Raw genomic sequence first — 22806 nt, 5'->3', positions numbered from 1 at the left:
CCGTCACCTCCCCAAACCAGGCATCGTCGTCACGTCCGCGCGGCGCCGCAGTTGATCGAGCCAGTCGGCGACCAGCGTCGTGCGCCGTGCCATCGCCACCTGCTCCTGGACCAACTGCTGCACGTCATCGAACGTGAGGAGGCGCCCCCCTTTGGTGAACTCCGCCCGGTGGACCTGATAATACCGCTGCATCTCGTCGGGAGTCGGCTGGGCGGCCGCGCTGAATCGCTGATCGAGGTACAGCTCGATCCGCAGGTTGTCGGCCACTGTCGCGCGCAGCCGGCCGTCGGTCATGGCCGTGCGATTGAGCGCCTGCTGGTACTCGGCATCCGTGGAGAATCTCGCGCGAATGCTCGCGACGACCCGATCCACTTGCGCGGGTTCGGGATCGGGCGCCGAATAGCGATCGACCTCCATCAGCATCAGCTGGCGATTGACGAGGTACACGAGGAGGTCGGGCGGCCCCTGCTGTGCTGCCACTGGCCGCAGCAGGCCAAACGTCTGCACGGCTCTCGTGTCGGAGAGCGTGATGACCTGGCCGGCCACCACGGCCAGCACGCGGTCCACGATCTGGGCCCGCATGGTGGCACCGGACAGCAGCGCGAGCACGAAGATCGCAGCGACCCTCTTCATCCGTGAGACCGCCTTCCCGCCTCTGCGCCTTGCCCTTCGAGTCGCTCCGCTCGCTCAGGGCACGCCGCCTTCATCCTTCTAGAACGCCTGGCCGATCGTGACGTACCACGCGAACCGGTCCTCGCGGATCCCGTTCGCAAACGTCATCGGGTTGAGCTTCCACGCGAGGTCCACGCGCAGCGGACCGATGGGCGAGTTGAGCCGCAACCCGACGCCGGCGCCGCTGCGCAACGAGTTCAGGCCGATGTCTCCCACCTTCGCGAACACGTTCCCTGTGTCGATGAAGGTGACCGCACCCACCGGGTAGCCGGCAACCTTGAACAAGGGAATCCGCAGCTCGCCATTGAAGATCAGGAGGCCGTTGCCGCCGTTCGAGACGCCGTTCTGGTCGAGAGTTTTCGCCGCTCCGAGCTTGTCGAGAGCGAAGCCGCGCACGCTGGTGTCGCCGCCGGCGAAGAAACGCTCGCTCGCCGGAATCTCCTGCTCCAGGGACAGGGTCTTGCCGGAGCCGTTCGCGTCGGCGACGAGCTGCGGGAAGCCGAACGCGAGACCGAGGCGCGCACCCACCGCCACCACCGAGCCACGGAGGATGGGAACCTGCCGGTACGAAAACGCCTGGAGCAGCCCCTTGGCAAAGCCCACCTGGGACCCGATCGCCCGCGCGGCCAGCGTGCCGTCCATGGTCACGAGATTGCCGCCCGTCGGTTCGAACGCATCGTCGCGCGTGTTGCGGACGACGGACGCGGAGAACGAGGAGAGGCGGACGCGCGAGTAGATCTTGTCGATGTCCAGCTCGCTCTCGGGCGCGATCCGCTCGTTGAAGAGCCTCGTGCGACCCAGCGAGTATCGGCCCGCCACGCTGAGCGTGCGGCTGAAGCGATGGCTCCCTTCCGCGAAGAGCTGGCGCCGGTTGAAGTCGAACGTGGACCGGATGGCCTGGTCCACGCCGGCCGTGACCACGACGTCCACCGAGGAATTGAGGAAGCGCGGCTCACGATAGGTGGCGAGCAGCCGGAACTCACGGAACCCGGCGCTCGTGTCCTCCAGGTTGTTCGACGCGGGCACCGTCGTTCCGGACGGTGCACTGTTGAACTGATCGCTCGTGCGGATGGCACCGCGGGCGAACAGGTTGATCGCCCGGTTCTTGCCCCAGAGATTCCGCCGGCCCACCTCGAAGAAGCCTCTCGGCGCGACGTCGATCTTCTCGACGGGCAGGCCCGTCGAGGCGTCCGTCCGCACTCGAAGCCCGCCCTCGAATCCCGCGCCGTACCCAATGGTGTTCACCGGCGCCTCTTCCACGACCACGAGCACGTCCCGGCGCGTGTCGGTCCCCTGCTGCAGCTCGCTCACCTGGACGCGGCGGAACAGGCCCAGCTCGATGAGTCGACGCTGCGCGTCGGCCAGCGCCTGGGCTGACAGCGGCGTGCCCGTCCGGATGCCGAGCTCGCGCTCGATGGTGGCAACCTTCGTGTGCACGTTCCCGACCACGAGGATGTGGTCGGCCAGGAGTTGCGGCCCCTCGCGGACGAGGAAGCGAAGGTCGGCGCGCGTGCCGTCGCCCGTCAGGCGCGCGGACACGTCAACGGCGGCCAGTTGGTATCCTCGGCCGAGATACAACACCAGGACCGCCTCGCGGTCGGCATCCACCTGCGGCTGGTAGTAGGGCGCGCCCGACTGCGATCGCAGGGCGACCCGCAGCTCGCTCTCAGCGATCGCGGTTCCTCCCTGGAACTGGAAGGCCACCTCACCGATGGTCGTGCGCGGCCCCTCCTGCACGGCGATCTCGACGGCGAGCTGCGTCGGTCGCCCGGGCTCCGGAACACTCGTCGCCTTCACCACGGCCTTGCCGTAGCCGGCGCGCCGGTAGCGTTCGGTGAGCGCGGTGACATCGGCGTCCACGCGCGCCTGGACGAACCACTGCCCGGCGACCGCGCGAAGGGCCGCGGACAGCTCATCGCGGGAGAGGTGATCGTTGCCCGTCACCCTGACGCTCTCCACTTTGTACTGTGGCCCGCGACGGATGGAGAACACGATCAGGAGCTGGTCGTCCCCGCGGCGTTCGCGCGTGTAGGCCGCCGAGGCGTCGCGATATCCGTTCGCCCTGAAGTCGTTCTCGATCGCCACCTGGGCGTTCTCGAGCGCGTCTTCGTCGAGCGTCCCTTCCCTGGTCAGCGAGGCGATCTCGTTCTTCCGGTTCTCTGGCAGCGGATCGCCGCGGAACTCGATCCGCACGAGCGGCCCGCGCGCCATCCGCACCGTCACGTCGACGCGCTCACGGTTCGTCGAGAACACGAAGTCGGTCTGGACGGCTGCCTCGAGATAGCCGCGAGCGCGCAGGGTAATCACGTACCGCGCCACCGCCTCCTCGAGCGACACGCGGTCGAAGGTGCCGCTCGCCCTCAGCCCCAGTCGCTCGAGCGCGGAGCGCTTCTCGCTGTCCGGCGCACCGACGACGTCGAGGGCGCCGACGCGGGCCTGGGGACCAGCCACCATGTTGAAGACGAGGATTGTGCGGTCGGGGCTCGCCCCAGGCTCCGGCGTGGGATGCACGACTGCGCGAAGGAATCCGTGGTCATGGCACAACGCCTCGAGCATGCGGGCGATCTCCTCGGCCCGCGACACCGGGGGCGATGACGTGTAGCGTGGCACCACCGCGGCACGGAGTTGACGGGCAGACAGTCCGAGGTCGCCCCTGAACTCGATCGACCGCACGGATCGCACCGGCACGAGCTCGTAGAGCAGGGCGACGCCGTGCGGGTTCTCCTGCACCCGAACCTGCACCTCCTGGAAGCGCCGCAGCGCCATCAGGTGGATGATGCTCTCGCGAACGCCGGTCGCGGCCAGCGCCGACCCGACCTGGGTCTCGAGCACGCGCTTGAGTTCGATGTCGGCGGTTTCCTGCCCCTGGACTTGCAGACGGATGTCGACGATGGGACGGCCGAGGAACGCGTCGATCGCGACGATCGCCTGGTCGTTACCGGTCTGCCCGCCCGCCTCCCGTGCGGCCGCAGTACATGGTGTTGCCAGCGAGGCGAGGGCGACGATGACGGTCAGCAGCGTGCGCATCAGAACACGTGCCTCACGCGGACATCGAGGGCGTAGGTACCGTCCTCGTTCCGTGAGAACACCCAGGACATGCGGGCATTCTGGTCGTACTCGAGCAGAATCACCTGGTCGCCGCCGCCCGGCGTGTTCAGGCTCCGCGAGTAGGTGAAGTACACCTTGCTCGAGACGCGCTTGCCGACCGTGAGCCGTGCGGTCGGCGTCACGCGCTGGTAGGGGTCGTACACATTCGGCGTGATTTGGAACGTGTCGAGGCCGAATGCCTGCTCCACGGCCTTCGTCACTGGAGCCGACACGACGCCAACCGCAGCCTGCTGCACGCGCGAGGTGGCCAGACGGCCCTGGATCTCCTCGCGCTGCAGCGTCCGAAGCTCGGCGTCCTTTGCCTCCGCGCGGCCCGTATCACCGCCGAACAGCAGCGAGAGGATCTGCACGGTCGGCAGCGGCGGGTCGGAGGTGAGCACCGGCTCGCTCATCCGGTTCACCGTGCCCACGACTTGAGCGTTGACGACGTAGGTCTGTCCGGGGACGCGGACGAGCGTCTCCGCCTCGAAGTCGAAGAACGGTTCGATCTTCGCGGGGTTCGTGAAGTCGATGGTACCGCGCCGAACGACGTACCGCTTGCCCTCGAACAGGACCTCGCCGCGCTCGACCTCGGCCCGTCCGAACAGGAGCGGGCGGTCGTAGGACCCGCGCAGCACGAGGTCCGCGCTCGATACGACGTGCGCGAGGTTGCTCTCGATCCTCAGCGAGGACGGCGCCTGGATTCGGAGGTCGAAGCGCACCGGCAGGATGGCCACCCCGCCGGCCGCCGCCGGCGAGCCCGTCGGCGTCCGCCCACCGGCGAGTTCGAGGATTCCGGGCCCGATGTCGATCCGCTTGCTGTACACGGCGCTCTTCACCATCACCGTGCCGCGAAGCGTCGGTGCGGCCATGGTCCCCACCAGATCGAGCTGGGCGTCGAGCGTGGACCGGAACCCCTCCGGGTAGCGGAGCTCCATGTTCTCGCCGGTCGCGGTGAGCGCGAGCTGACCCGGCGTATAGCCGTTCATCTCGATCCGTCCGCCGAAGCGGACGCGCCCGCCCGCGAGCTGCGCCGTGATGTCCTCCAGCCGGATGCCGTCGCCGGCGAAGGCCACGCGGCCGTTGATGGCCTGGAGCGAATTGGGCAGCGAGAGCAGGCGGAGACGGCCGTCGGTGATCTGCGCGGTGCCCGAGAACTGCGGCTTGGTCATCGGCCCGTCGATCGATCCGCTGAGCTCCGCCCGGCCGGAACTGCGCATGTCCTTGAAGAACAGCTGCAGGATGCCGAGGTTCGCGTCGCCCGCGACCTTCACGCCAATCCGGCGCTCTTTCAGGTTCACGCTGCCGGATACGTCGAGCCGCGTGTCCTCGCCCGCCAGGCGCAGGCGCGCCGACTCGATCGTGTTGTTCTCGAGCGTGAGGCGGATCGGGCCGTCGTTGTGCAGCGCGTAGTCGAACAGGCTTGCGTCCAGCGTTTCCACCGTCGCAGTGACGGACAGGCGGTCCCAGTCGGCGAGTTGGCCGACGGCGCGCACGGTGCCGCTCGCGATGGCGCGCGTGTAGGGCGAGAGCCTCGGTTCGAACAGGCGCAGGTAGGGATCGAGCGACGTGTCGGTGAAGCGGAGCGACAATTCGGCGTCCACGGTCGGCGTCATCTCGATCTGCCCCGACCCCGACACGGCCAGGCGCGGGGAGGCGGCCTCGAATTGCTCGATCGTGAGCAGCCGCTCGCGGACGTTCAGCCGTCCCATCACCTGGCCGATGCCCTCGTCACCGAGGAACACATCGTCGATGCGGACGCGCCCCTCGTACCGCGGACTCTTGAAGGTGGATGTGCCGGCCATCGAGAACTGCATGAGGCCGGAGAGCGGTGTGTTGCCGTATTTCACCGCCGCCACGCTCTCCATCGGGATCCGCTGGCCGTTGGCGTTGAAGGAGTACCGCCCGTCCCAGCCCACGTACGCCGCGCCGGTCACCGTACCGCCGCTCTTCTTCATGTCGACGGCGTCGAGCCTGACGCCCGTCCCCTCGAACCGGAGCGACGCGGAGGCCTGCTCGAACGGCTCACCCCACGCCGTCGTGCCGGTGATCGTCATGCGGCCATAGCCGAACGGGCGGGTGTACTTGCTGGACAGGCGGAAGTCGCCCGAGAGCTTCCCCTCGAGCGGCCAGTCGTCCAGCTCGAACGCGTGGCGCAGGTCGCGCAGGTCGCGGTCCTTGGCCACGATGCGCGCGTTGATTTCCTCGCCCTGATCCCTCCTCGGGTACCCGAGCGAGAAACGTCCATCCGCGTCGATCCTCGACGCGCCCTTCGTCACCACGCCGCGCGTGATGTCCACGTAGCCGTTCTCGATGACCAGGCCGCCGGTGGCGCGCCCCCACACCACGTCCCACGCACGCATCTGGTCGCTGTCGAACTGTCCCTCGATTCGCGGCTCGGTGAACGCCTTGGTCATCGTCCCGTGGAACTCGCCATGGCCTCCGACCTTGATCACGCCCGTCGGCGAACCGAACGCACTGATGATGCCCGCGAGGAGCCGGTCGCTCTCCTGCCAGTCGGCGCTCCGCGCATAGAACGGGAACTGCGACTTGACGCCGTAGGCCGTGCGTCCCTGGAACTCGACGTACGTCCGCTCGGTCGCCAGATGGCTGGGCGCCACGTCCACCCAGTCTGGATCGAACCGGTACAGGAACTCGCCGCCGATGGCCTTGGGCCGGGGCCACAAGGTCGGGTTGGGTTCCGGACCCGTGAGCGGCGGCTCGTCGTGGATGGCGGACTCCGAGGGAAGCGCGGCCCGTGTGAGCACCGTACGGCCGGCGGGCGGCGTGACGTCGATCTGCCCGTCGCCCCGGTGCTGCTTGAAGTCGCCGAGCGGCCACTCGAGCAGGTTCCGGCCGCTGGCCGTCCCCGCCAGGCGCAAGCCACGCATCTCGAGCGCGTCCGACAACTGGGTCAGGTCCACGTCCCGGTACTTGACGTCCCACCGCGCCACCGCCGGCACCGGGTCGGAGAGCGGCGCCATCGAGTACTTGAAGTCCGCGTATCCGCCGTAGAAGCGGCCCGTCGCGCGCGTGACCTCGAACCGGTGCGGTTCCCAGATCAGCGAGCCCTTGAGATCCGGAACCGCGAAGACGTTGATGTGCACGAGCGGGCTGGTGAAATCCCCCTTCAGCTCGTGCCCCCCCTTGAAGAGCCGGAACGTCCCCTTGAAGCGGCCCTCGCCACGGCTGCGCCACGATTCGCTCGCGAAGAAGATCTCCCGCATCCGCCAGAAGTTCACCTTCGAATCGACGTTGTAGATCATGTTCGGCCAGTGGCCGAAATCCACCTGGCCGGTCACGAGCGAATGGGCGCCGTCGGTGTCGAGCACGATCTCGGGAAGCCGGATGATCGGCCCGTCGACCTTGAACTTCACGCGCATGTCGGACCGCATGGGCAGGTAGTCCTTGATCTGCACCACGCCGTTGGTGATGGTCGCCGTCCCGAGATACTCCCCGGTGTCGTGCCTGACGTAGATATCGAGGTTGCGGGCGATCGTCCTCCACGTGCCGTGGTCGATGTACGTGAACTGTCCGCGATACGCGTGCACGTACTGCAGGGTCGTCGTGAAGCGCTTCGGCCCCTTGGGCTCCTTCGATTCGTGCACGAACCTGGGGATGTTGTCGCCGTCGGAGAACTTCTCGATCTGCATCGCCCAGTCGTTCAGCTCGAGAGAGGCGATCAGGAACTCGCGCGTGCGGAACACCCGCCACCAGGGCAGGCCGACCAGGACCCGCCGGGCGGTGAAGAACGGCGCGTCCCCACGCTTCACCCCGTCGATCCGGATGTCCTCCACGACGAACCGGCCGCTCGCGAGGTGGATGCCGATCCGCCCGATGTGCAGCGGCCGCTCGATGTACCTTCCGCCCTGGTTCTCGGCCACGGTCTTGAGCGCCCCGCCGAACACGCTGCCGATGTCGATCGTCAGCGTGGCGACCGCCACCACGACGATCGCCACGACGGCGGCGCCGAGCGCGACGGCGACGTCACGGACCCGCCGCCGGATGGCGAACGCCACGACACCGCCGACCAGCGCGAGGGCGGCCGCGCGCAGGGCCACGCCGCCGACCGCCGCCACCACGAGCAGCGACGCGACGAGAGCGGCCTCTGGCCAACGCCGGCGGAGAGAGGTGAGAAACGCCATCATTCGATCACGAGGAGGAGTCGGCCGGCTTCGACGAGCGCGCCTTCCGTGGCGTGCACTTCCTTCACGCGGCCGTCGCGAGCCGCCTTCAGCTCGTTCTCCATCTTCATCGCTTCGATCACGACGAGCCCCTGGCGCGCGGTGACCGCATCACCAGGCTTGACCAGGACGCGGACGATCTTTCCCGGCATCGGGGCCGTAACGGGCTGCGGGCCGCCGCCGACACCCGCGCCCACGCCACCCGTCGCGCCCCAGCGACGCTGCCCGGGTGCGCCCGATACGCGCGTCTGCACGACGCCCGCACGGAGGTAGACCTCGACTTCTCCCCGTTCCCGCCCTTCGAGCAGTGCGGCTTCGTGGCTCGCTTCGCGGTCGCCGACGAGGATCATGGACATCGTGGTCGCGTCCACCCGAGCCACGTCCACCACGTCCACCCGGCCGTCGGCTTCGATCCGGTACCGCGATCCGGTGCGCTCGATCTTCACCGCGTGGGGCCGGCCGTTGACGTCGATTTCGAACTTCATCGCAGCGCGTCCATGCGCCCCTGGAGCTTCCACCCGCGGGCCGCTCCCTGGGCGATCCGCGACGACTCACCGTCGGGCGTCGCCTTCTCGAAGGCGTGGATCGCCGCCGCGAGGAGCGCGATGCGCTCGGCCTCGTCGGGCACGGTGACGAACGGATCACCGTTCCGCCGCGCCAACTCACGGTCGAGAAAGGTGGTGTCGAAGCGGCCGGCGCGGAAGTCCGACGAGTGCAGCAGCCAGCGGAAGAACGGGATGCTGGTCTTGATCCCGCGCACCTCGTACTCACCGAGGGCCCGAGACATCCGGAGGATCGCCTGCGCACGGTCGCCACCCCATGCACTCAGCTTCGCAATCAGCGGATCGTAGTGGATCGGCACGTCCAATCCCGGCGTCGCCCCTCCGTCGTCGCGACGGATGCCGGGACCACCCGGCACGCGGCGGCCGAGCATCCTGCCGGGCGACGGCATGAAGCCGTTGTCGGGGTCCTCGGCGTAGATGCGGCACTCGATCGCGTGGCCGCGCGGGACCAACGTGCCGGGCGACGTTCCTCCGGGGCCGCCCGAGGCGCTGAGCGTCAGCCGCTCTCCGCGCGCAATCCGAATCTGCCAGTGAACGAGGTCGACCCCCGACACGAGTTCGGTGATCGGGTGCTCGACCTGGAGCCTGGTGTTCATCTCGAGGAAGTAGAACCGGCCGTCGCGATCGAGCAGGAACTCAATCGTTCCGGCATTCGTGTAGCCGACCGACGCCGCCACCGCGCACGCGGCCGCGGCCAGTTCGGCCCGAAGCGTGTCGGACACCGCAACCGACGGTGACTCCTCGAGCACTTTCTGATGCCGGCGCTGGATCGAACACTCACGCTCGACGAACGGCACGATCGTGCCGTGGTGATCCGCGAGGAGCTGGATCTCGATGTGACGCGGAAACTCGAGCTGGCGCTCGATGTAGATGTGCGGGTCGCCGAAGGAGGATCCGGCCTCCGAGCGTGCCGCGCGGATGGCGGACCCGAGATCCGCAGGGTCGGCGACCAGGCGCATGCCCTTCCCGCCGCCTCCGGCGACCGCCTTGATGAACAGCGGATAGCCGATGCCGGCCGCGATGCGCGCAATCTCATCGTCCGGCGTGGCCGGGCCGAGAGGCTCAACCGTTCCCGGCACGACCGGTACTCCGGCGTCGATGGCCACCGTCCGGGCACCGGTCTTGCTGCCCATCCGTTCGATGACGCCAGCCGACGGACCGATGAACGTCAGGCCGGCGTCGGCACACACCCGCGCGAACTCGGCGTTCTCAGCGAGGAAACCGTAGCCGGGATGAACGGCGTCGGCACCCGCTCGACGGGCGGCGTCGATGATCCGGTCGGCGCGCAGATAGCTTTCCGACGGGGGGTTGGGACCAATCGCGTACGCCTCGTCCGCAAACCGCACGTGCAGGCTCGCGCGGTCACACTCCGAGTACACGGCGACGGTTGGGAGCCCGAGCTCGCGGCAGGCGCGGATGACGCGCACCGCGATTTCCCCGCGATTGGCGATGAGAACCTTCATGCAGCAGCCGGCCCGTCGTGACAGAAGTCCCTACGCATTCTAGCATTTAACGGCCTCGGAGGCCGGTCCGGGCCCCTGGCCGCCCCGCGGCTCGGCCCATCCAGCCTTGAAGGGCTGGCGGCTGAACGTTACGGCGCCTCAGAGCGGAATATTGCCGTGTTTCTTGGGCGGATTCTTGTCGCGCTTCGAATCGAGCGACGCCAGCGCGGCGATGAGCCGACGGCGCGTCGTCCGGGGCTGGATCACCTCGTCGAGGAAGCCGCGGCTGGCCGCCACGAAGGGGTTGGCGAGCTTTTCGCGGAAGTCGGCGACCTTCGAGGCGCGGAGGGCTGCGGGGTCGGCTGCCGCGTCGAGCTCGCGCTTGTAGAGGATGTTGACTGCGCCTTCGGGCCCCATGACGGCGATTTCCGCCGTGGGCCAGGCGAAGTTGATGTCGGTGCGGATGTGCTTGCTCGCCATCACGCAGTACGCGCCGCCGTACGCCTTCCGCGCGATGACGGTCACCTTCGGCACCGTCGCCTCCGCGAAGGCAAACAGCAGCTTCGCCCCGTGGCGGATGATCCCGCCGAACTCCTGCGTCGTGCCGGGCAGGAAGCCCGGGACATCTTCGAACGTCACCAGCGGAATATTGAACGCATCACAGAACCGGACGAAGCGCGCACCCTTCACCGACGCATCGATGTCGAGCGTACCCGCGAGGTGTGCCGGCTGGTTCGCGACGATGCCGACCGATCGTCCGCCCAGCCTGGCGAAGCCGACCACGATGTTGCGCGCGTAGTGGCGGTGGACCTCGAGGAAGTTGCGGTCGTCGGCGACCGAGTGAATCAGGTCGAGGATGTCGTACGGCTGGTTGGGCGAATCCGGAACCAGCGTGTCGAGTGCCCCGTCTTCGCGGTCGACGGGATCGGTCGTCGCGCCGCGCGGCGCCTCGTCCACGTTGTTGCCGGGCAGGAAGCCGAGCAGGTCACGGATGAGCAGCAGGCACTCGCGGTCGTCGGTCACGGCGAAGTGCGCGACACCGCTCTTGGCGTTGTGGGTCATCGCACCGCCGAGATCCTCTTTGGTCACTTCTTCGTGCGTGACCGTCTTGATCACGTCGGGCCCGGTCACGAACATGTAGCTCGTACCTTCGACCATCACCGTGAAGTCGGTGATGGCCGGCGAGTACACGGCGCCCCCGGCGCAGGGTCCCATGATGGCGGAGATCTGCGGGACGACGCCCGACGCGAGCGTATTGCGGAGGAAGATGTCGGCATACCCCGCCAGCGACATCACACCTTCCTGGATGCGCGCGCCGCCCGAGTCGTTGAGGCCGACGACCGGTGCGCCCTGGCGTACCGCCAGATCCATGATCTTCACGATCTTCGCCGCGTTGGTCTCGGAGAGCGACCCGCCGAACACCGTGAAGTCCTGCGCGAACGCGTACACGGGACGGCCATCGACGCGTCCGAAGCCCGAGACCACGCCGTCGCCGGGGATCACCTGCTCTTCCATGCCGAAGTCGCGGCAGCGGTGGGTGACGAGCTTGTCGAATTCCTCGAAGGTTCCCGCGTCGAAGAGCAACTCCATCCGCTCGCGCGCCGTCAGCTTGCCGGCTTGGTGCTGCCGTTTCAGCCGCGCGGCCCCTCCGCCGAGTTCCGCCAGTGCCTCGAGCTCCGCCAGGCGTTCGCGTTTGTCCATGCGACCTCACGTCGTATCCGGTTCGAGAAGAGGTGGGCCCAGTGCAGGATGCCAAATGGCGCGGTGGAGTGCAACTGCCACCTGGCGCAGGCGCACGGGGGCCGCAAGGCGGATAGGCGGGAAGACGGTGGGTCGATTCGGCTGACAGGGTCGGGACAACCCGGCTCGGGAGTCCCGACCCGTCATGCTCAGCGGGCGGCTTGTGCCTTCTGCCAGTCCTTCAGGAATCGCTCGATCCCGATGTCGGTGAGCGGGTGCTTGAACATCGCCTCGACGACGGCGGGCGGGCAGGTGCAGATGTGGGCGCCGAGACGCGCGGCCTGGACGACGTGAATCGGATGCCGCACGCTCGCGACGATGATCTCGGTCGTGTAGCCGTAGTTCTGGAAGATGTCCACGATCTCTTCGATCAGGTTCATCCCGTCGGTCGCGATGTCGTCGAGCCGCCCGACGAACGGGCTGACGTAGGCCGCGCCGACCTTCGCCGCGAGCAGCGCCTGGGTGGCGGAGAAGATCAGCGTCATGTTCACGCGGATCTTCTCCTTGGCGAGCACCGAGCAGGCTCCGACGCCCGCCTTGCCGAACGGCAGCTTCACCACCACGTGCTCGTCGATCGCCGCCAGTTCCCGCCCTTCGCGGATCATGCCGTCGAAGTCGGTCGCCAGCACCTCGGCGCTCACCGGGCCCTTCACGAGGTCGCAGATCCGTTTCGTGATCTCGCGGGGGTTGCCCGACTCCTTGGCCATGAGCGACGGGTTGGTCGTGACGCCGTCCACGATCCCGAGCGCGTGGAACGATTCGATGTCCTTGAAGTTGCCGGTATCGAGGAAGATTTTCATGGTTACAGACTCTCAACAGGGTTCGTGAGTTCGCCGACGCCGTCCACCTTCACCGTGAAGGTGTCGCCGGCGGTCAGGGGGCCGATTCCCGACGGTGTGCCGGTGGAGATGACGTCACCGGGCAAGAGCGTCATGATGGCCGAGATGAACGCGATGAGCGCGTCCACGCCGAAGATCAGCTGCGTGGTGGACGAGGACTGGCGGACCTGGCCGTTCTGGAACCCCTGCACACCCAGGCTCGCGGGATCGAGGCCGATTGCGATGCACGGGCCCAGCGGCGCGAAGGTGTCGAAGCCCTTCACGTGCGAGTACTGGTAGCCCCGGTTCTGCATGTCGCGCGCGGTCACGTCGTTCGCGCAGGTGTAGCCGAGGACGTGCTCGAGCGCCCTCTCTCGCGGCACCCGGCTCGCCCGCTTGCCGATGACGACGGCCACTTCGCTCTCGTAGTCGATCCGCCCGACGCCCGCGGGCAACCGGATCGGCTCGCCCGCCGCGATGACCGCGGTCGACGGCTTGATGAAGATCATCGGCTCGGCCGGCAGCGGCTTCTTCTGCTCCGCGGCGTGGTCCTTGTAGTTCAACCCGATCGCAACGATCTTGGACGGGAGGACCGGCGCCAGCAGCCGGGCTCCCTTCGGCAGGTCGCGCGGAAATTCGCCGCGCGCGATCTCGCCGCCGCAGCGGAACTCGCCGAACAGATCCCCTTCGAGCAGGCACAACCGCCCGTCACGGTCGATGACATGGCTGGCCGAGCCGCGATAGTCGATACGGTATATACGGTCCACGTTCCACCTCGCTGTGATGTCAGCGCGCCAACTCCTCGACCCGGTTCGACGGCGCGCTCTGGTTCTTCGACGTGTCCACGGCGACGACGACGTAGACGTAGCGCACGCCGGTCTTCACGGTCGCGTCGCGGTAGGTCGACTCCTTGATGGGCGCCTGGATGATCGGCGTCGGATCGCCGCGGCCGGCCTCGGCTCGCAGGACCAGGTAGCCGTCCAGGTCGCGCTCGGTGTTGGCCTCCCAGATCAGGCTGATGGCCCCACCGCTCGCGACAGCCGCCAGCGCCCTCGGCGCAGCCGGCGGAAAGGTATCGACCAGCGTCACGCAGGTCACGGGCGACGCCTCGCTCTCGACGGAGAGCAGGCCGACCCGGCTGACCGTGCGCACGACGTAGCACCGCGGCTTCCCGAACTCCACCCGTGGATCCACGAACGGCGACACGGTCACCGGCGCGTCGTTGAGCGGTCGCGGCATCGCACCACCGGCGGGCGGCGGAGATGGCAGCTTCACGGCTGTGGGCGACGAGGCGGGCGGCGGCACGTCGTACACGTTGAACGCGCCGGGCGTGGATCCCATCCCGATGGTCGTGGAGTCCAGCACATTGTCGGCGGTCAGTTGCTGGATCGGCAGCCGGAGGTCCGGCGGCGGCGCCCAGGCGACCTTCACGTCGCTCTCCGAGTACGTGATGGTCGGCGCCGACGGCGCCGACGAAGGCGCGAACAACGGGATCGAGACGCGCTCGGACGGCTGTCCCTTCCGTCCCCTGTGATTGATGCCGATGGCGACATAGACGCGGCTCAGCAGCGCGCCCGGAGGCGGCGGCCCGAGAGGTGGCGCCACGTCGGGCACGGCGGCGACCACCACGGGCTTCTTCTTCAGCACGACAGGGGTCAACTGCGCGGCGCCGATCGGCTCGGTCACGACAATCGTGTCGCCCTGGTCGAACCCGTTCTCCAGCGAGGCGGGCGGGCGCGGCGGGGCTGCCGGGGTCGCGGGCTTGGCGTCGCGTGGCGCCTTCCCCGTGTCGTCCTTGCGCTTCGGCCGGTCCTCGTCCGGGTCGGGCGGTTTCCTCACCGGCACCGACGCCACGAGCGTGCCCTCCTTGTAGATGTCCGCGTCGGTCGTCGGCGTGCCGGTGAATCCGTAGACGTCCACCCGTTCGATGTCGGCGGGCGCGGAGTTGTCGCCGTTGGCGCGCGGGACGCGGAACTGCAGGTAGACCGTGGCGCCGAACCGCCGGCCGAGAACCTCTTCCGGCGCCTTCGGCAGCGTGATGAGCGGTGCGAGTGGCGGCCCCTTCTTTCCGCAGGCGGGCAGGGTGATGACCGCGGCCACGACGCCAAGTGCCAGGCCACAGGCCACACAGACGGAACGCACGCCGCGAGGAGTCGGAGGAATCACAGGATGTAGCGTGTCAGATCCTCGTTCTTCACGATGTCGGCCAGCATGCGGTCGACGTAGGCGGCATCAATAGTAATCGATTTCTCGACGAGGTCTGGCGCCTCGAACGAGATCTCGTCGAGCAGTTTCTCCATCACCGTGTGGAGCCGCCGCGCGCCGATGTTCTCGGCGCGCTCGTTCACCAGCGTCGCATAGTCCGCGATCCGCTCGACGGCGTCGGCCAGGAACCCCAGCGTGATGCCCTCGGTCTCGAGCAGCGCGGTGTACTGCTTGACCAGCGCGTTCTGCGGTTCGGTGAGGATGCGGATGAATTCGTCCTTGCCGAGGGGCTCGAGCTCGACGCGGATCGGGAACCGGCCCTGCAGTTCCGGGATGAGATCCGACGGCTTCGAGACGTGGAACGCGCCGGCCGCGATGAACAGGATGTGATCGGTCTGCACCATCCCGTACTTCGTGTTGACCGTCGTCCCCTCGATGATCGGGAGGATGTCGCGCTGCACGCCCTCGCGGCTGACGTCCGGGCCATGCCCGCCCTCGCGCCCGGCGATCTTGTCGATCTCGTCCACGAAGATGATCCCGGCATCCTCGACGCGCTCGACCGCCGTGCGCGCCACGCTCTCCATGTCCACGAGCTTCTGCTGCTCTTCCTGCAGCAGGTGCTCCATCGCCTCCCCCACCTTCACGCGCCGCTTCTTCGTGCGCCCCTGAAAGAGACCCGGCAGCATGTCCTTGATGTTGATGTCCACCTCCTCGACCGAGGACCCGGCGATGATCTCGAACGAGGGGAACGACCGCTCGCGCACGTCGATCTCGACAACCCGCTCGTCGAGCCGGCCGTCGCGCAACTGCTCGCGGATCTTCTCGCGCGTAGCCTTCGCCTGCTCGCGCGCCGCAACCGGGTCATCGTCGGCCGTCGGCGGCGGGGGCGGCAGCAGCAGGTCGAGGAGCCGCTCCTCGGCGTTGTGCTCGGCCTTGTGCTGCACCTCGTCCATCTTCTCCTCGCGGACCATGTCCACGGCGATCTCGGCGAGGTCGCGCACCATCGACTCGACGTCGCGTCCGACGTAGCCCACTTCGGTGAACTTCGACGCCTCGACCTTGAGGAACGGCGATTGCGCGAGGCGCGCGAGGCGCCGCGCGATCTCCGTCTTGCCCACGCCGGTCGGGCCGATCATCAGGATGTTCTTCGGTGCCACCTCCTCGGCCATGTCCGGCGCCAGCTTCTGGCGCCGCATCCGGTTGCGCAGGGCGATCGCGACGGCGCGCTTCGCCTTGTGCTGGCCGACGACATACTTGTCGAGTTCGGCGACGATCTGGCGCGGCGTCATCGACTCGGTCGAGGCGGACAACAATTCGGGCAGATAAATTGGCATTGAAACGCTACAGCTCTTCGATCGTGATGTTGCCATTCGTGTAGATGCAGATGCCGGCGGCAATCGCCATCGCGCTCTCGGCGATCGTGCGCGCATCGAGCGTCGTATGCTTCGCGAGGGCGCGTGCGGCAGCCAGCGCGTACCCGCCTCCCGAACCGATCCCCACGATCCCGTCGTCGGGCTCGATGAGGTCGCCGTTGCCGGACAGCAGGAACGTGGACCGCGCGTCCATGACGATCAGCATCGCTTCGAGGCGGCGCAGGATACGGTCGGTTCGCCAATCCTTCGCCAGTTCGACGGCCGACCGTTCGATGTTGCCGCGGTACTGTTCGAGCTTCGCTTCGAACCGCGAGAACAGGGCGAACGAGTCGGCCGCGGATCCCGCGAAACCCGCCAGGATCTTGTCGTTGTACAGCCGCCGGATCTTGCGCGCGCTCTGTTTGACGACGGTATCCCCGAGCGTGACCTGGCCATCGCCGGCAAGCACCGCGTGGTCCTGGTGGCGAACGGCGAGAATCGTGGTGCTGTGCATCATGGCAGGCAGACGTCGGGACGGGGTGAACAGGGTTGGTCCGAACCAGATTGGCCGGTGCTTCGCAGTCTATCGGATGGCCGAAAAAGGTGTCAAGGAAACGGCCAGCTGTGCTGTGGCGGGGACAGCCCGGCAGGAAGAGGGCTGGCGGCCGGTGGAAAATCGGAGTAATTTGGTGCTGACACGGCCCCGGCGCGCTGGCAGGTGTCTTGCGATGTACGGGTCAGGCGTGGCGTCTGCGGCGAGCAGGTCGCGTGCCGAAGGAGCATTTATGAAACCGCTGGTGTTCGGAGTCACTGGTGCGGTCCTGGCGCTGATGCTGGCAGCGGGTCCGGCGGCGGCGCAGGGCCGGCCGACGCAGGGTGGCGGGTCGAGCGGCAGTTCGGGCGGCGGCGGGACGGCCGTGCCGCGGGGGTCGTCCGGCGGCGACTCCGGCAGCTACTCCGCACCCAGTAGTGGCGGGTCGTCCTCGGCGTCAGGTGGTGCATGGTCCTCGGCGCCCCGCACCGGTGCGCCCCGCTCGTCGAGCGGCGGCAACAGCGATTCCGGCCGCGCACTTCCTCGAGGCGGCCGACCGAGCGACGGTCACCCCATCACGGGCCGCGCGGTCGTGCGTGAAGGAGAAGCGCCGCGCCCGGGCCAGGGCGGCTACTGGGGAAACGGCTACTACGGGTATCAGGGCAGCTACTACGGCCCGTACGGCTACTACGGGAGCTACGGGGCCATCGGCCTCGCGTCTCTCTACTGCCCGCCGACGTGGTGGGGAGGCTGGGGATGCTGGGGTGGCGACCCGTACGGCCCCTACGGATACGGCGGGGCTCCGTACGCCGGCTGGTACGGCGGCGGTGGCGGTGGCGGGTACTATCAGGACACCGGCCGGCAGGGACCCGAAGGCGGCCTGAAGCTGAAGGTGGAACCGTCTGACGCCGAGGTGTTCGTCGACGGGTACTACATGGGAATCGTCGACGATTTCAACGGGGTCTTCCAGCACCTCGATCTCGAGGCAGGCCCGCATCGCATCGAGATTCGCGCGAAGGGCTTCCAGACGCTCAGCTTCGAGGTGAAGATCGACGCGCGTGACGTCATCACCTATCGCGGCGAGTTGCAGCCGATACGCTAGAACAAAGGATGACGCAGGAAGGAGGGAGGCTGAACAGGTGCCTTCCTCCTTTCATCCTTCATCCTTCATCCTTCATCCTTCCGGGGAGCGCCTCTTGTCGTTCCTGAGCCTGGCGTGGCTGTCGGCGGTGCGCGAGGACGTCGGCTTGCTGGCGAACGCGTTTCTGCCCGAGTTCCTCCTCGTGACGGTGCTGTTGCTGGTGCTCTTGGTCATCAAGAGGTTCTTCAGCCGTGGCATCCATCACAGCTCGTAGCGCCCGCCTCCTCTCCTCAATCGCAGCAGTCTCCGGCATCTACGACGTCGCGCTCGGCCTGACCCTGATCGTCGGTCGTCCGCTGCTGGTCGTGCTCTTCAACGTGCCGGCGCCGGCACCACCCATCCACGCGGACTTGAACGGCCTCTTCCTGATTGCGATCGGAATCGGCTACGTCCTCCCGTGGCGGCAGCCTGAGACCTATCGCGGGTACTTGTGGGTGATGGGGCCGTGGCTGAAGGGCGTCGGCGCGCTGGCGTTTGTCGTGGACCACTTCCTCCGACACTCGCCCGATGCGTTCCTGCTGTTCGCCCTGACCGACGGCAGCCTGGCGCTGGCCACGCTGTGGGCGCTGATGCGGACTGAAGACGCGGCTTCCTCTTGACACTACCCTCCCTGGCGACCGTCATCGGCGGGACTTGGCCCCAGGGTTCACTGTGCGTCCTCCAGACCTCCCCCCGGCAACGGGCGAGATCGTTCGTGTGCGCTCGCGGCGAGTTCGATCCTCCGAAGTGGTTCGCCGCCTACTACCGCACGCTGCGCTGGAATTCGGTCACCTCCATGGACCCGACACTGTTCCAGGCGCCCTCCCGCGTGTCAACCTCTTCATCGCAGATGACGTCGGCCTCGGCAAGACGACCGAAGCCGGCCTCATCGTCCGCGAACTGCTGATGCGCCAGCGCGTGCGCCGGATTGTCGCCGCCGCGCCGACGTCGATCCACCGAGCGTCCAGTCGCCGGAACATGCTGGATCCGTTGAACTTGTCGTCTCTGGCCTGGTCGCTCATCGACGTCCGCATGGCACGGTTCTTCGTGTCCCGGTCAAGCCTGGAATCGGACTCGCGTGGTTCTCCAGCGGTGGACCGCGCCTGCTGATGCTCCGAAGTCGCCCATTTCGCACCACATTCAAGCGCCGCCCTCAACCGCCGATTGACTACACATGCGGACTTGCCGAGTCCACAAAGCTGAGCCGGCTCCGTGCCGCGGCGCAGCGCCAGTGCCTATCGCACGACGAGAAGACGATGAACACCGCCGAGAGCCATTCTATCGAGATCGATCGTTCCGCCACCTCGCCGAGGCTGATGCTCCGAGGCCGGCTGACGGTCGGTGCTGCTCGCCAACTGCACGTGACCGCGCTCGATCTGGCCCGCAGCGGCACTGACGTGACGGTGTGCTGCGAAGCGGTCGAGCACGCCGACGCCGCGATCCTGCAGATCCTCATCGCTCTGGGCGCCGCCCTGAACCGCGACCACCACCGCCTGGCCCTCGTGAACGCGAGCGACGGGTTCAACGAATGCCTGCGTCTGGCCGGCCTGTACGACCGCCTGGTTCCCGAACGGTCATGAACGACGCGGCCCGACACCTCGTCCGGAGACTCACCGACCGGCTCTCGATCCTGCCAATCCTCGGCGCGCAGCTCAGGGACACCGCGCAGCAAGTGGAACACTCGGTGGTCTCGGTGTGCGCGAGCTTCCAGCAGATTGCCACGCGCGCGCGGGAGGCGGTCACGCTGGCGCGAGAGGGGCTCGCCGGGCAGCACTCCGGCGGACGCGCCCGCGCCGGCATGGACGACGCCGTGCACGCGGCCCGGCAGACGCTCGATCGGCTGCTCACGCGCGTTGTCAAGCACAGCGAACTCTCCCAGGAGTCGGCGGCGAGGATGGCGCAGCTCGAAGGCAGCCTGAACCAGATCGGCTCGATCCTCAACGACATCGACAAGATGGCCCGCGCGACCCGCATCCTGGCGTTGAACGCGGCCATCGAGGCGGCACGGTTTGGCGCCGAGGGACGTTCGTTCGGCGTCGTGGCGAAGGAGATCCAGCAGGTGGCTGGCGATTCGAACCGCACGAGCGTCGCGATTCGTCAGATCCTCACGCAGGTCGTTCGTGACGCGGCCGACACGTCGACCGATCTCCAGCACGCGGCGTCACTGGGACTCGAGGAAGCGAAGACGAGCCGCGGGGAGGTCGAATCGGCGCTCGAGGCGCTTGCGGTCGCCGGTCACGGCCTGCAACAGACCATCGTGGAGGCGTCGGCCAACTCCGAGCGTCTGGCCAGCGACATCAACGCTGCCGTGATGGCGCTTCAGTTCCAGGACGCGGTCGGCCAGCGCATCGGGCACGTGATCGAATCGTTGGACCAGATGGCTCAGGCGTGCGCGGCCGATCTGTCGGGCGCGTCGGCACTGGAGATCGATTCGCCGGAAGCCGAGGCGTCCGACGCTGCGCCGCTCGCGGCGCTCGAGGCCAGCTACACCATGTGGGCCGAACGCGACGCTCAGGCGAGGGAAGCCGGCGGCGCGATCGCGAACGAGCAGCAGCCGGGAACCATCGAGCTGTTCTGAGGAAGCGTTATGACGGAACGGACAATCTTGATCGTGGACGACTCCGTCTCGATTCGCCAGATGGTCTCCTACACGCTGTCGCAGGCGGGATTCACAGCCGTCGAAGCCGGACACGGTGTCGAGGCGCTGCAGCAACTCGACACCCACCGGGTCGACCTCGTGATCACGGACTTGAACATGCCGACCATGGACGGCATCACGTTCATCCGCGAGTTGCGGCGACGGCCCGAGTGCCGGTTCACGCCCGTGTTGATGCTGACCACCGAATCGCAGGCCGCCAAGAAGCAGGAGGGCAAGGCGGCTGGAGCCACGGGATGGATCGTCAAGCCGTTCAACCCCGATCAACTCCTCCAGGTGATCGCCAAGGTCGTTCGATAGGGTGGCTGTTCCAGGATCGGGGACCACGTATGCAGATCGACATGAATCGCTTCCGCGCGACGTTCTTCGACGAGGCCGCGGAGCACGTGGACAACCTGGAATCCGGCCTCCTGCGACTCGAGTCGGAGCCCGGCGACCCCGCGCTGCTCGACGACATCTTCCGCTCCGCGCACTCGATCAAGGGTGGTAGCGCCACGTTCGGACTCGAGGCCGTCGCCCGATTCACCCACTCGCTCGAGACCGTGCTGGACCGGATGCGGGGCGGGCAGTTGGGCGCGACGCCGGACCTCACCGCGTTGCTGCTCCAGGCGGTCGATGCCTTGAAAGGGCTGCTGGCAACGGCCAAGGCCGGTGGGCAACCGCAGGGAGCCGAGGACGAGGTGTCCGCCCGCCTGACGGCGTTCCTCGCGAGCGCCGACGCGGAAAGCGTTCCTCGGCCGGGCAGCGCCCGGCCGACACCGGCCCGCGAGGACGAACGCCCGCGCACGTCCGGTCCGGCCGACGCTCCGGCAGAGGCTCTGGCTGCGGCGGGCGCGGCAACAGCTGACGCGTCGATGACCGAATTCGACGTGTCGTTCGTTCCGAGCCGCGATCTGTTTCGTCAGGGGATGGATCCGCTGCTGCTCCTGCGCGACCTCGCAGGTCTCGGCACGGTCGTCGACACCGAGGCCGACCTGTCGGCGTTGCCGCCACTCCACGAGCTCGATCCGGAGAGCTGCCATCTGGCGTGGCGCGTCCGGGTGCGGACTGGCAAGGGCGCCGAGGCGCTGCGGGACGTCTTCCTGTTCGTCGAGGACGACTGCCGGATCACGATTGCGCCGGTGCCGGCTCTGAATCCGGCAATCCATGAAGGGCCGGCCGCCTCGGCCGGCGATCGGCGGGCCGGCGGCGATCGCCGCGCAACCGCGGCGCCGCTCGAGTCGTCATCGATGCGCGTCGACACCCACAAGGTCGACAAGCTCGTCGACCTGGTCGGCGAACTGGTGATCTCGCAGTCGATGCTGGGGCAGGCGCTGTCGAGCTTCACGATCGAGACGCTGCCGGTGGTGCTGGCGGCCGCCGGCGATCTCGAGCGTCACATGCGCGAACTGCAGGAACGCGTCATGGCGATCAGGATGGTGCCGATCGGCGCCATCTTCAGCCGGTTCCCGCGCCTCGTGCACGACCTCTCGACGGCGTGCGGCAAGAAGGTTCAGCTCGAGGTCTCCGGCGCTGACACCGAACTCGACAAGGCCGTGGTTGAACGTCTGAGCGACCCGCTCACGCACCTGATCCGAAACGCGATCGACCACGGCATCGAGTCGACCGAAGGTCGACGACGCGCGGGAAAGCCGGAGGACGGCTGCGTCCGACTCCACGCCCGCTACGAGAGCGGCGGCGTCGTGGTGGAGGTATCCGACGATGGTCGCGGGCTGGACGACGCGCGGATTCGTGAGAAGGCAGTCGCGCTCGGGTGGCTGGGCGCGGACGAACAGGTGTCGCCCGAGCAGCTGCACGCCTTCGTGTTCCAGCCCGGATTCTCGACCGCCGCGACGGTCAGCGACGTCTCGGGGCGCGGTGTCGGCATGGACGTCGTTCGACGGAACGTCGAAGCGCTCAATGGCAACGTGGGCATCGCGACCCAAACCGGGCGCGGCACGACCTTCAAGATCAGGCTGCCGCTGACGCTGGCCATCCTCGATGGCCTGCAGCTCGGGGTCGGCGATCAGGTCTACGTTCTGCCGCTGACGGCCATCATCGAATCGCTCCGCCCCCGGCCCGACCAGGTGCGCCCCGTCCTGGGGCACGGCGAGGTCGTGGACATGCGCGGCGAGTTGGTTCCCTTGGTTCGCCTGCACCGTGTGTTCGACGTGAGTCCGCGCGAAACCGACCCGTCACGCGGCCTGGTCGTGCTCGTCGAGGTCGATGGCCGCCGGTTCGGGCTGCTGGTGGACGAACTGCTCGGCCAGTCGCAGGTGGTCATCAAGAGCCTGGAGACGCACTACCGGAAGGTCGAGGGCGTGACGGCGGCCACGATCCTGGGAAACGGAAAGGTGGCGCTGATTCTCGACGCGCAGGGACTGCTTCGCATGGCGTTGCGGCAGCCCGACGCGAGCAGGGGTATGGATCGAACCGCGCACGCCGCGGTGGCATGA

General features: G+C 67.9%; 19 protein-coding genes. 7 read left to right on the top strand and 12 right to left on the bottom strand.

Features of this window, described 5'->3' with window-relative positions; all coding sequences use genetic code 11:
- Nucleotides 1–3: 3 nt before the first annotated feature.
- The 11 genes from VGK32_16015 to hslV all read right to left on the bottom strand — a co-directional run bounded on the left by VGK32_16015 (nt 4) and on the right by hslV (nt 16589).
- Nucleotides 4–633: a hypothetical protein gene (locus VGK32_16015; GenBank protein ID HEY3383278.1), complete on the bottom strand. Its 630-nt coding sequence runs from the start codon at nt 631–633 to the stop codon at nt 4–6.
- Between the two features lie 78 nt (nt 634–711).
- Nucleotides 712–3699, bottom strand: a complete 2988-nt coding sequence (locus VGK32_16010; GenBank protein HEY3383277.1) for a POTRA domain-containing protein — start codon at nt 3697–3699, stop codon at nt 712–714.
- A complete protein-coding gene (locus tag VGK32_16005) occupies nt 3699–7907 on the bottom strand; it encodes a translocation/assembly module TamB domain-containing protein (GenBank protein HEY3383276.1) in 4209 nt (1402 codons plus the stop codon). The genes VGK32_16010 and VGK32_16005 overlap by 1 nt, the downstream gene beginning before the upstream one ends.
- Nucleotides 7904–8428 carry an acetyl-CoA carboxylase biotin carboxyl carrier protein subunit gene (locus tag VGK32_16000; protein ID HEY3383275.1) on the bottom strand — a complete coding sequence of 175 codons (525 nt, stop codon included), beginning with the start codon at nt 8426–8428 and terminating at the stop codon, nt 7904–7906. Before VGK32_16000 ends, VGK32_16005 begins: the two co-directional genes overlap by 4 nt.
- Nucleotides 8425–9969: a biotin carboxylase N-terminal domain-containing protein gene (locus VGK32_15995; protein ID HEY3383274.1), complete on the bottom strand. Its 1545-nt coding sequence runs from the start codon at nt 9967–9969 to the stop codon at nt 8425–8427. Before VGK32_15995 ends, VGK32_16000 begins: the two co-directional genes overlap by 4 nt.
- Nucleotides 9970–10107: 138 nt before the next feature.
- Nucleotides 10108–11649 carry a carboxyl transferase domain-containing protein gene (locus VGK32_15990; protein HEY3383273.1) on the bottom strand — a complete coding sequence of 514 codons (1542 nt, stop codon included), beginning with the start codon at nt 11647–11649 and terminating at the stop codon, nt 10108–10110.
- 188 nt (nt 11650–11837) lie between these two features.
- Nucleotides 11838–12488 carry a fructose-6-phosphate aldolase gene (gene fsa, locus VGK32_15985; protein ID HEY3383272.1) on the bottom strand — a complete coding sequence of 217 codons (651 nt, stop codon included), beginning with the start codon at nt 12486–12488 and terminating at the stop codon, nt 11838–11840.
- Nucleotides 12489–12490: 2 nt separating this feature from the next.
- On the bottom strand, nt 12491–13273 hold the full coding sequence (locus VGK32_15980; GenBank protein HEY3383271.1) for a fumarylacetoacetate hydrolase family protein: 783 nt from the start codon (nt 13271–13273) through the stop codon (nt 12491–12493).
- 19 nt (nt 13274–13292) lie between these two features.
- Complete coding sequence (locus VGK32_15975) at nt 13293–14648, bottom strand: hypothetical protein (GenBank protein HEY3383270.1); 1356 nt, start codon at nt 14646–14648, stop codon at nt 13293–13295.
- Between the two features lie 20 nt (nt 14649–14668).
- Nucleotides 14669–16045, bottom strand: a complete 1377-nt coding sequence (hslU, locus tag VGK32_15970; protein HEY3383269.1) for an ATP-dependent protease ATPase subunit HslU — start codon at nt 16043–16045, stop codon at nt 14669–14671.
- Between the two features lie 7 nt (nt 16046–16052).
- Nucleotides 16053–16589, bottom strand: coding sequence for an ATP-dependent protease subunit HslV (gene hslV, locus VGK32_15965; protein HEY3383268.1), 537 nt, complete (start codon nt 16587–16589; stop codon nt 16053–16055).
- A gap of 259 nt (nt 16590–16848) precedes the next feature.
- On the opposite strand from hslV, the gene VGK32_15960 reads away from it, so the two are divergent.
- From VGK32_15960 to VGK32_15950, 3 genes are all read left to right on the top strand, one after another.
- Nucleotides 16849–17697, top strand: a complete 849-nt coding sequence (locus VGK32_15960) for a PEGA domain-containing protein (GenBank protein ID HEY3383267.1) — start codon at nt 16849–16851, stop codon at nt 17695–17697.
- 94 nt (nt 17698–17791) lie between these two features.
- Nucleotides 17792–17950 (top strand): hypothetical protein, encoded by a 159-nt coding sequence (locus VGK32_15955; GenBank protein HEY3383266.1) that lies wholly within the window; start codon nt 17792–17794, stop codon nt 17948–17950.
- Nucleotides 17928–18335 (top strand): hypothetical protein, encoded by a 408-nt coding sequence (locus VGK32_15950; protein HEY3383265.1) that lies wholly within the window; start codon nt 17928–17930, stop codon nt 18333–18335. Before VGK32_15955 ends, VGK32_15950 begins: the two co-directional genes overlap by 23 nt.
- Before the next feature lie 142 nt (nt 18336–18477).
- On the opposite strand, the gene VGK32_15945 is transcribed toward VGK32_15950, so the two are convergent.
- A complete protein-coding gene (locus VGK32_15945) occupies nt 18478–18672 on the bottom strand; it encodes a hypothetical protein (GenBank protein HEY3383264.1) in 195 nt (64 codons plus the stop codon).
- 299 nt (nt 18673–18971) lie between these two features.
- Here VGK32_15945 and VGK32_15940 point away from each other — a divergent pair, with 299 nt between their 5' ends.
- Genes VGK32_15940 through VGK32_15925 form a run of 4 tightly spaced genes read left to right on the top strand, consistent with a single transcriptional unit; the run spans nt 18972 to nt 22806 of the window.
- Nucleotides 18972–19295 (top strand): STAS domain-containing protein, encoded by a 324-nt coding sequence (locus VGK32_15940; protein ID HEY3383263.1) that lies wholly within the window; start codon nt 18972–18974, stop codon nt 19293–19295.
- A complete protein-coding gene (locus VGK32_15935) occupies nt 19292–20293 on the top strand; it encodes a methyl-accepting chemotaxis protein (protein HEY3383262.1) in 1002 nt (333 codons plus the stop codon). Before VGK32_15940 ends, VGK32_15935 begins: the two co-directional genes overlap by 4 nt.
- Before the next feature lie 9 nt (nt 20294–20302).
- A complete protein-coding gene (locus VGK32_15930; GenBank protein ID HEY3383261.1) occupies nt 20303–20671 on the top strand; it encodes a response regulator in 369 nt (122 codons plus the stop codon).
- 29 nt (nt 20672–20700) lie between these two features.
- Nucleotides 20701–22806: a chemotaxis protein CheA gene (locus tag VGK32_15925; GenBank protein ID HEY3383260.1), complete on the top strand. Its 2106-nt coding sequence runs from the start codon at nt 20701–20703 to the stop codon at nt 22804–22806.

The sequence above is a fragment of the Vicinamibacterales bacterium genome (assembly GCA_036504215.1).
Lineage (GTDB): Bacteria > Acidobacteriota > Vicinamibacteria > Vicinamibacterales > Fen-181 > FEN-299.
This window is presented reverse-complemented; position numbering and strand designations above follow the sequence as displayed.

Bases quoted from the DNA above. Each gene is read 5' to 3' on its own strand.
- VGK32_16015 (HEY3383278.1), bottom strand. From the start codon at position 633: ATGAAGAGGGTCGCTGCGATCTTCGTGCTCGCGCTGCTGTCCGGTGCC.
- VGK32_16010 (HEY3383277.1), bottom strand. From the start codon at position 3,699: ATGCGCACGCTGCTGACCGTCATCGTCGCCCTCGCCTCGCTGGCAACA.
- VGK32_16005 (HEY3383276.1), bottom strand. From the start codon at position 7,907: ATGATGGCGTTTCTCACCTCTCTCCGCCGGCGTTGGCCAGAGGCCGCT.
- VGK32_16000 (HEY3383275.1), bottom strand. From the start codon at position 8,428: ATGAAGTTCGAAATCGACGTCAACGGCCGGCCCCACGCGGTGAAGATC.
- VGK32_15995 (HEY3383274.1), bottom strand. From the start codon at position 9,969: ATGAAGGTTCTCATCGCCAATCGCGGGGAAATCGCGGTGCGCGTCATC.
- VGK32_15990 (HEY3383273.1), bottom strand. From the start codon at position 11,649: ATGGACAAACGCGAACGCCTGGCGGAGCTCGAGGCACTGGCGGAACTC.
- fsa (HEY3383272.1), bottom strand. From the start codon at position 12,488: ATGAAAATCTTCCTCGATACCGGCAACTTCAAGGACATCGAATCGTTC.
- hslU (HEY3383269.1), bottom strand. From the start codon at position 16,045: ATGCCAATTTATCTGCCCGAATTGTTGTCCGCCTCGACCGAGTCGATG.
- VGK32_15960 (HEY3383267.1), top strand. From the start codon at position 16,849: ATGAAACCGCTGGTGTTCGGAGTCACTGGTGCGGTCCTGGCGCTGATG.
- VGK32_15940 (HEY3383263.1), top strand. From the start codon at position 18,972: ATGAACACCGCCGAGAGCCATTCTATCGAGATCGATCGTTCCGCCACC.
- VGK32_15935 (HEY3383262.1), top strand. From the start codon at position 19,292: ATGAACGACGCGGCCCGACACCTCGTCCGGAGACTCACCGACCGGCTC.
- VGK32_15930 (HEY3383261.1), top strand. From the start codon at position 20,303: ATGACGGAACGGACAATCTTGATCGTGGACGACTCCGTCTCGATTCGC.
- VGK32_15925 (HEY3383260.1), top strand. From the start codon at position 20,701: ATGCAGATCGACATGAATCGCTTCCGCGCGACGTTCTTCGACGAGGCC.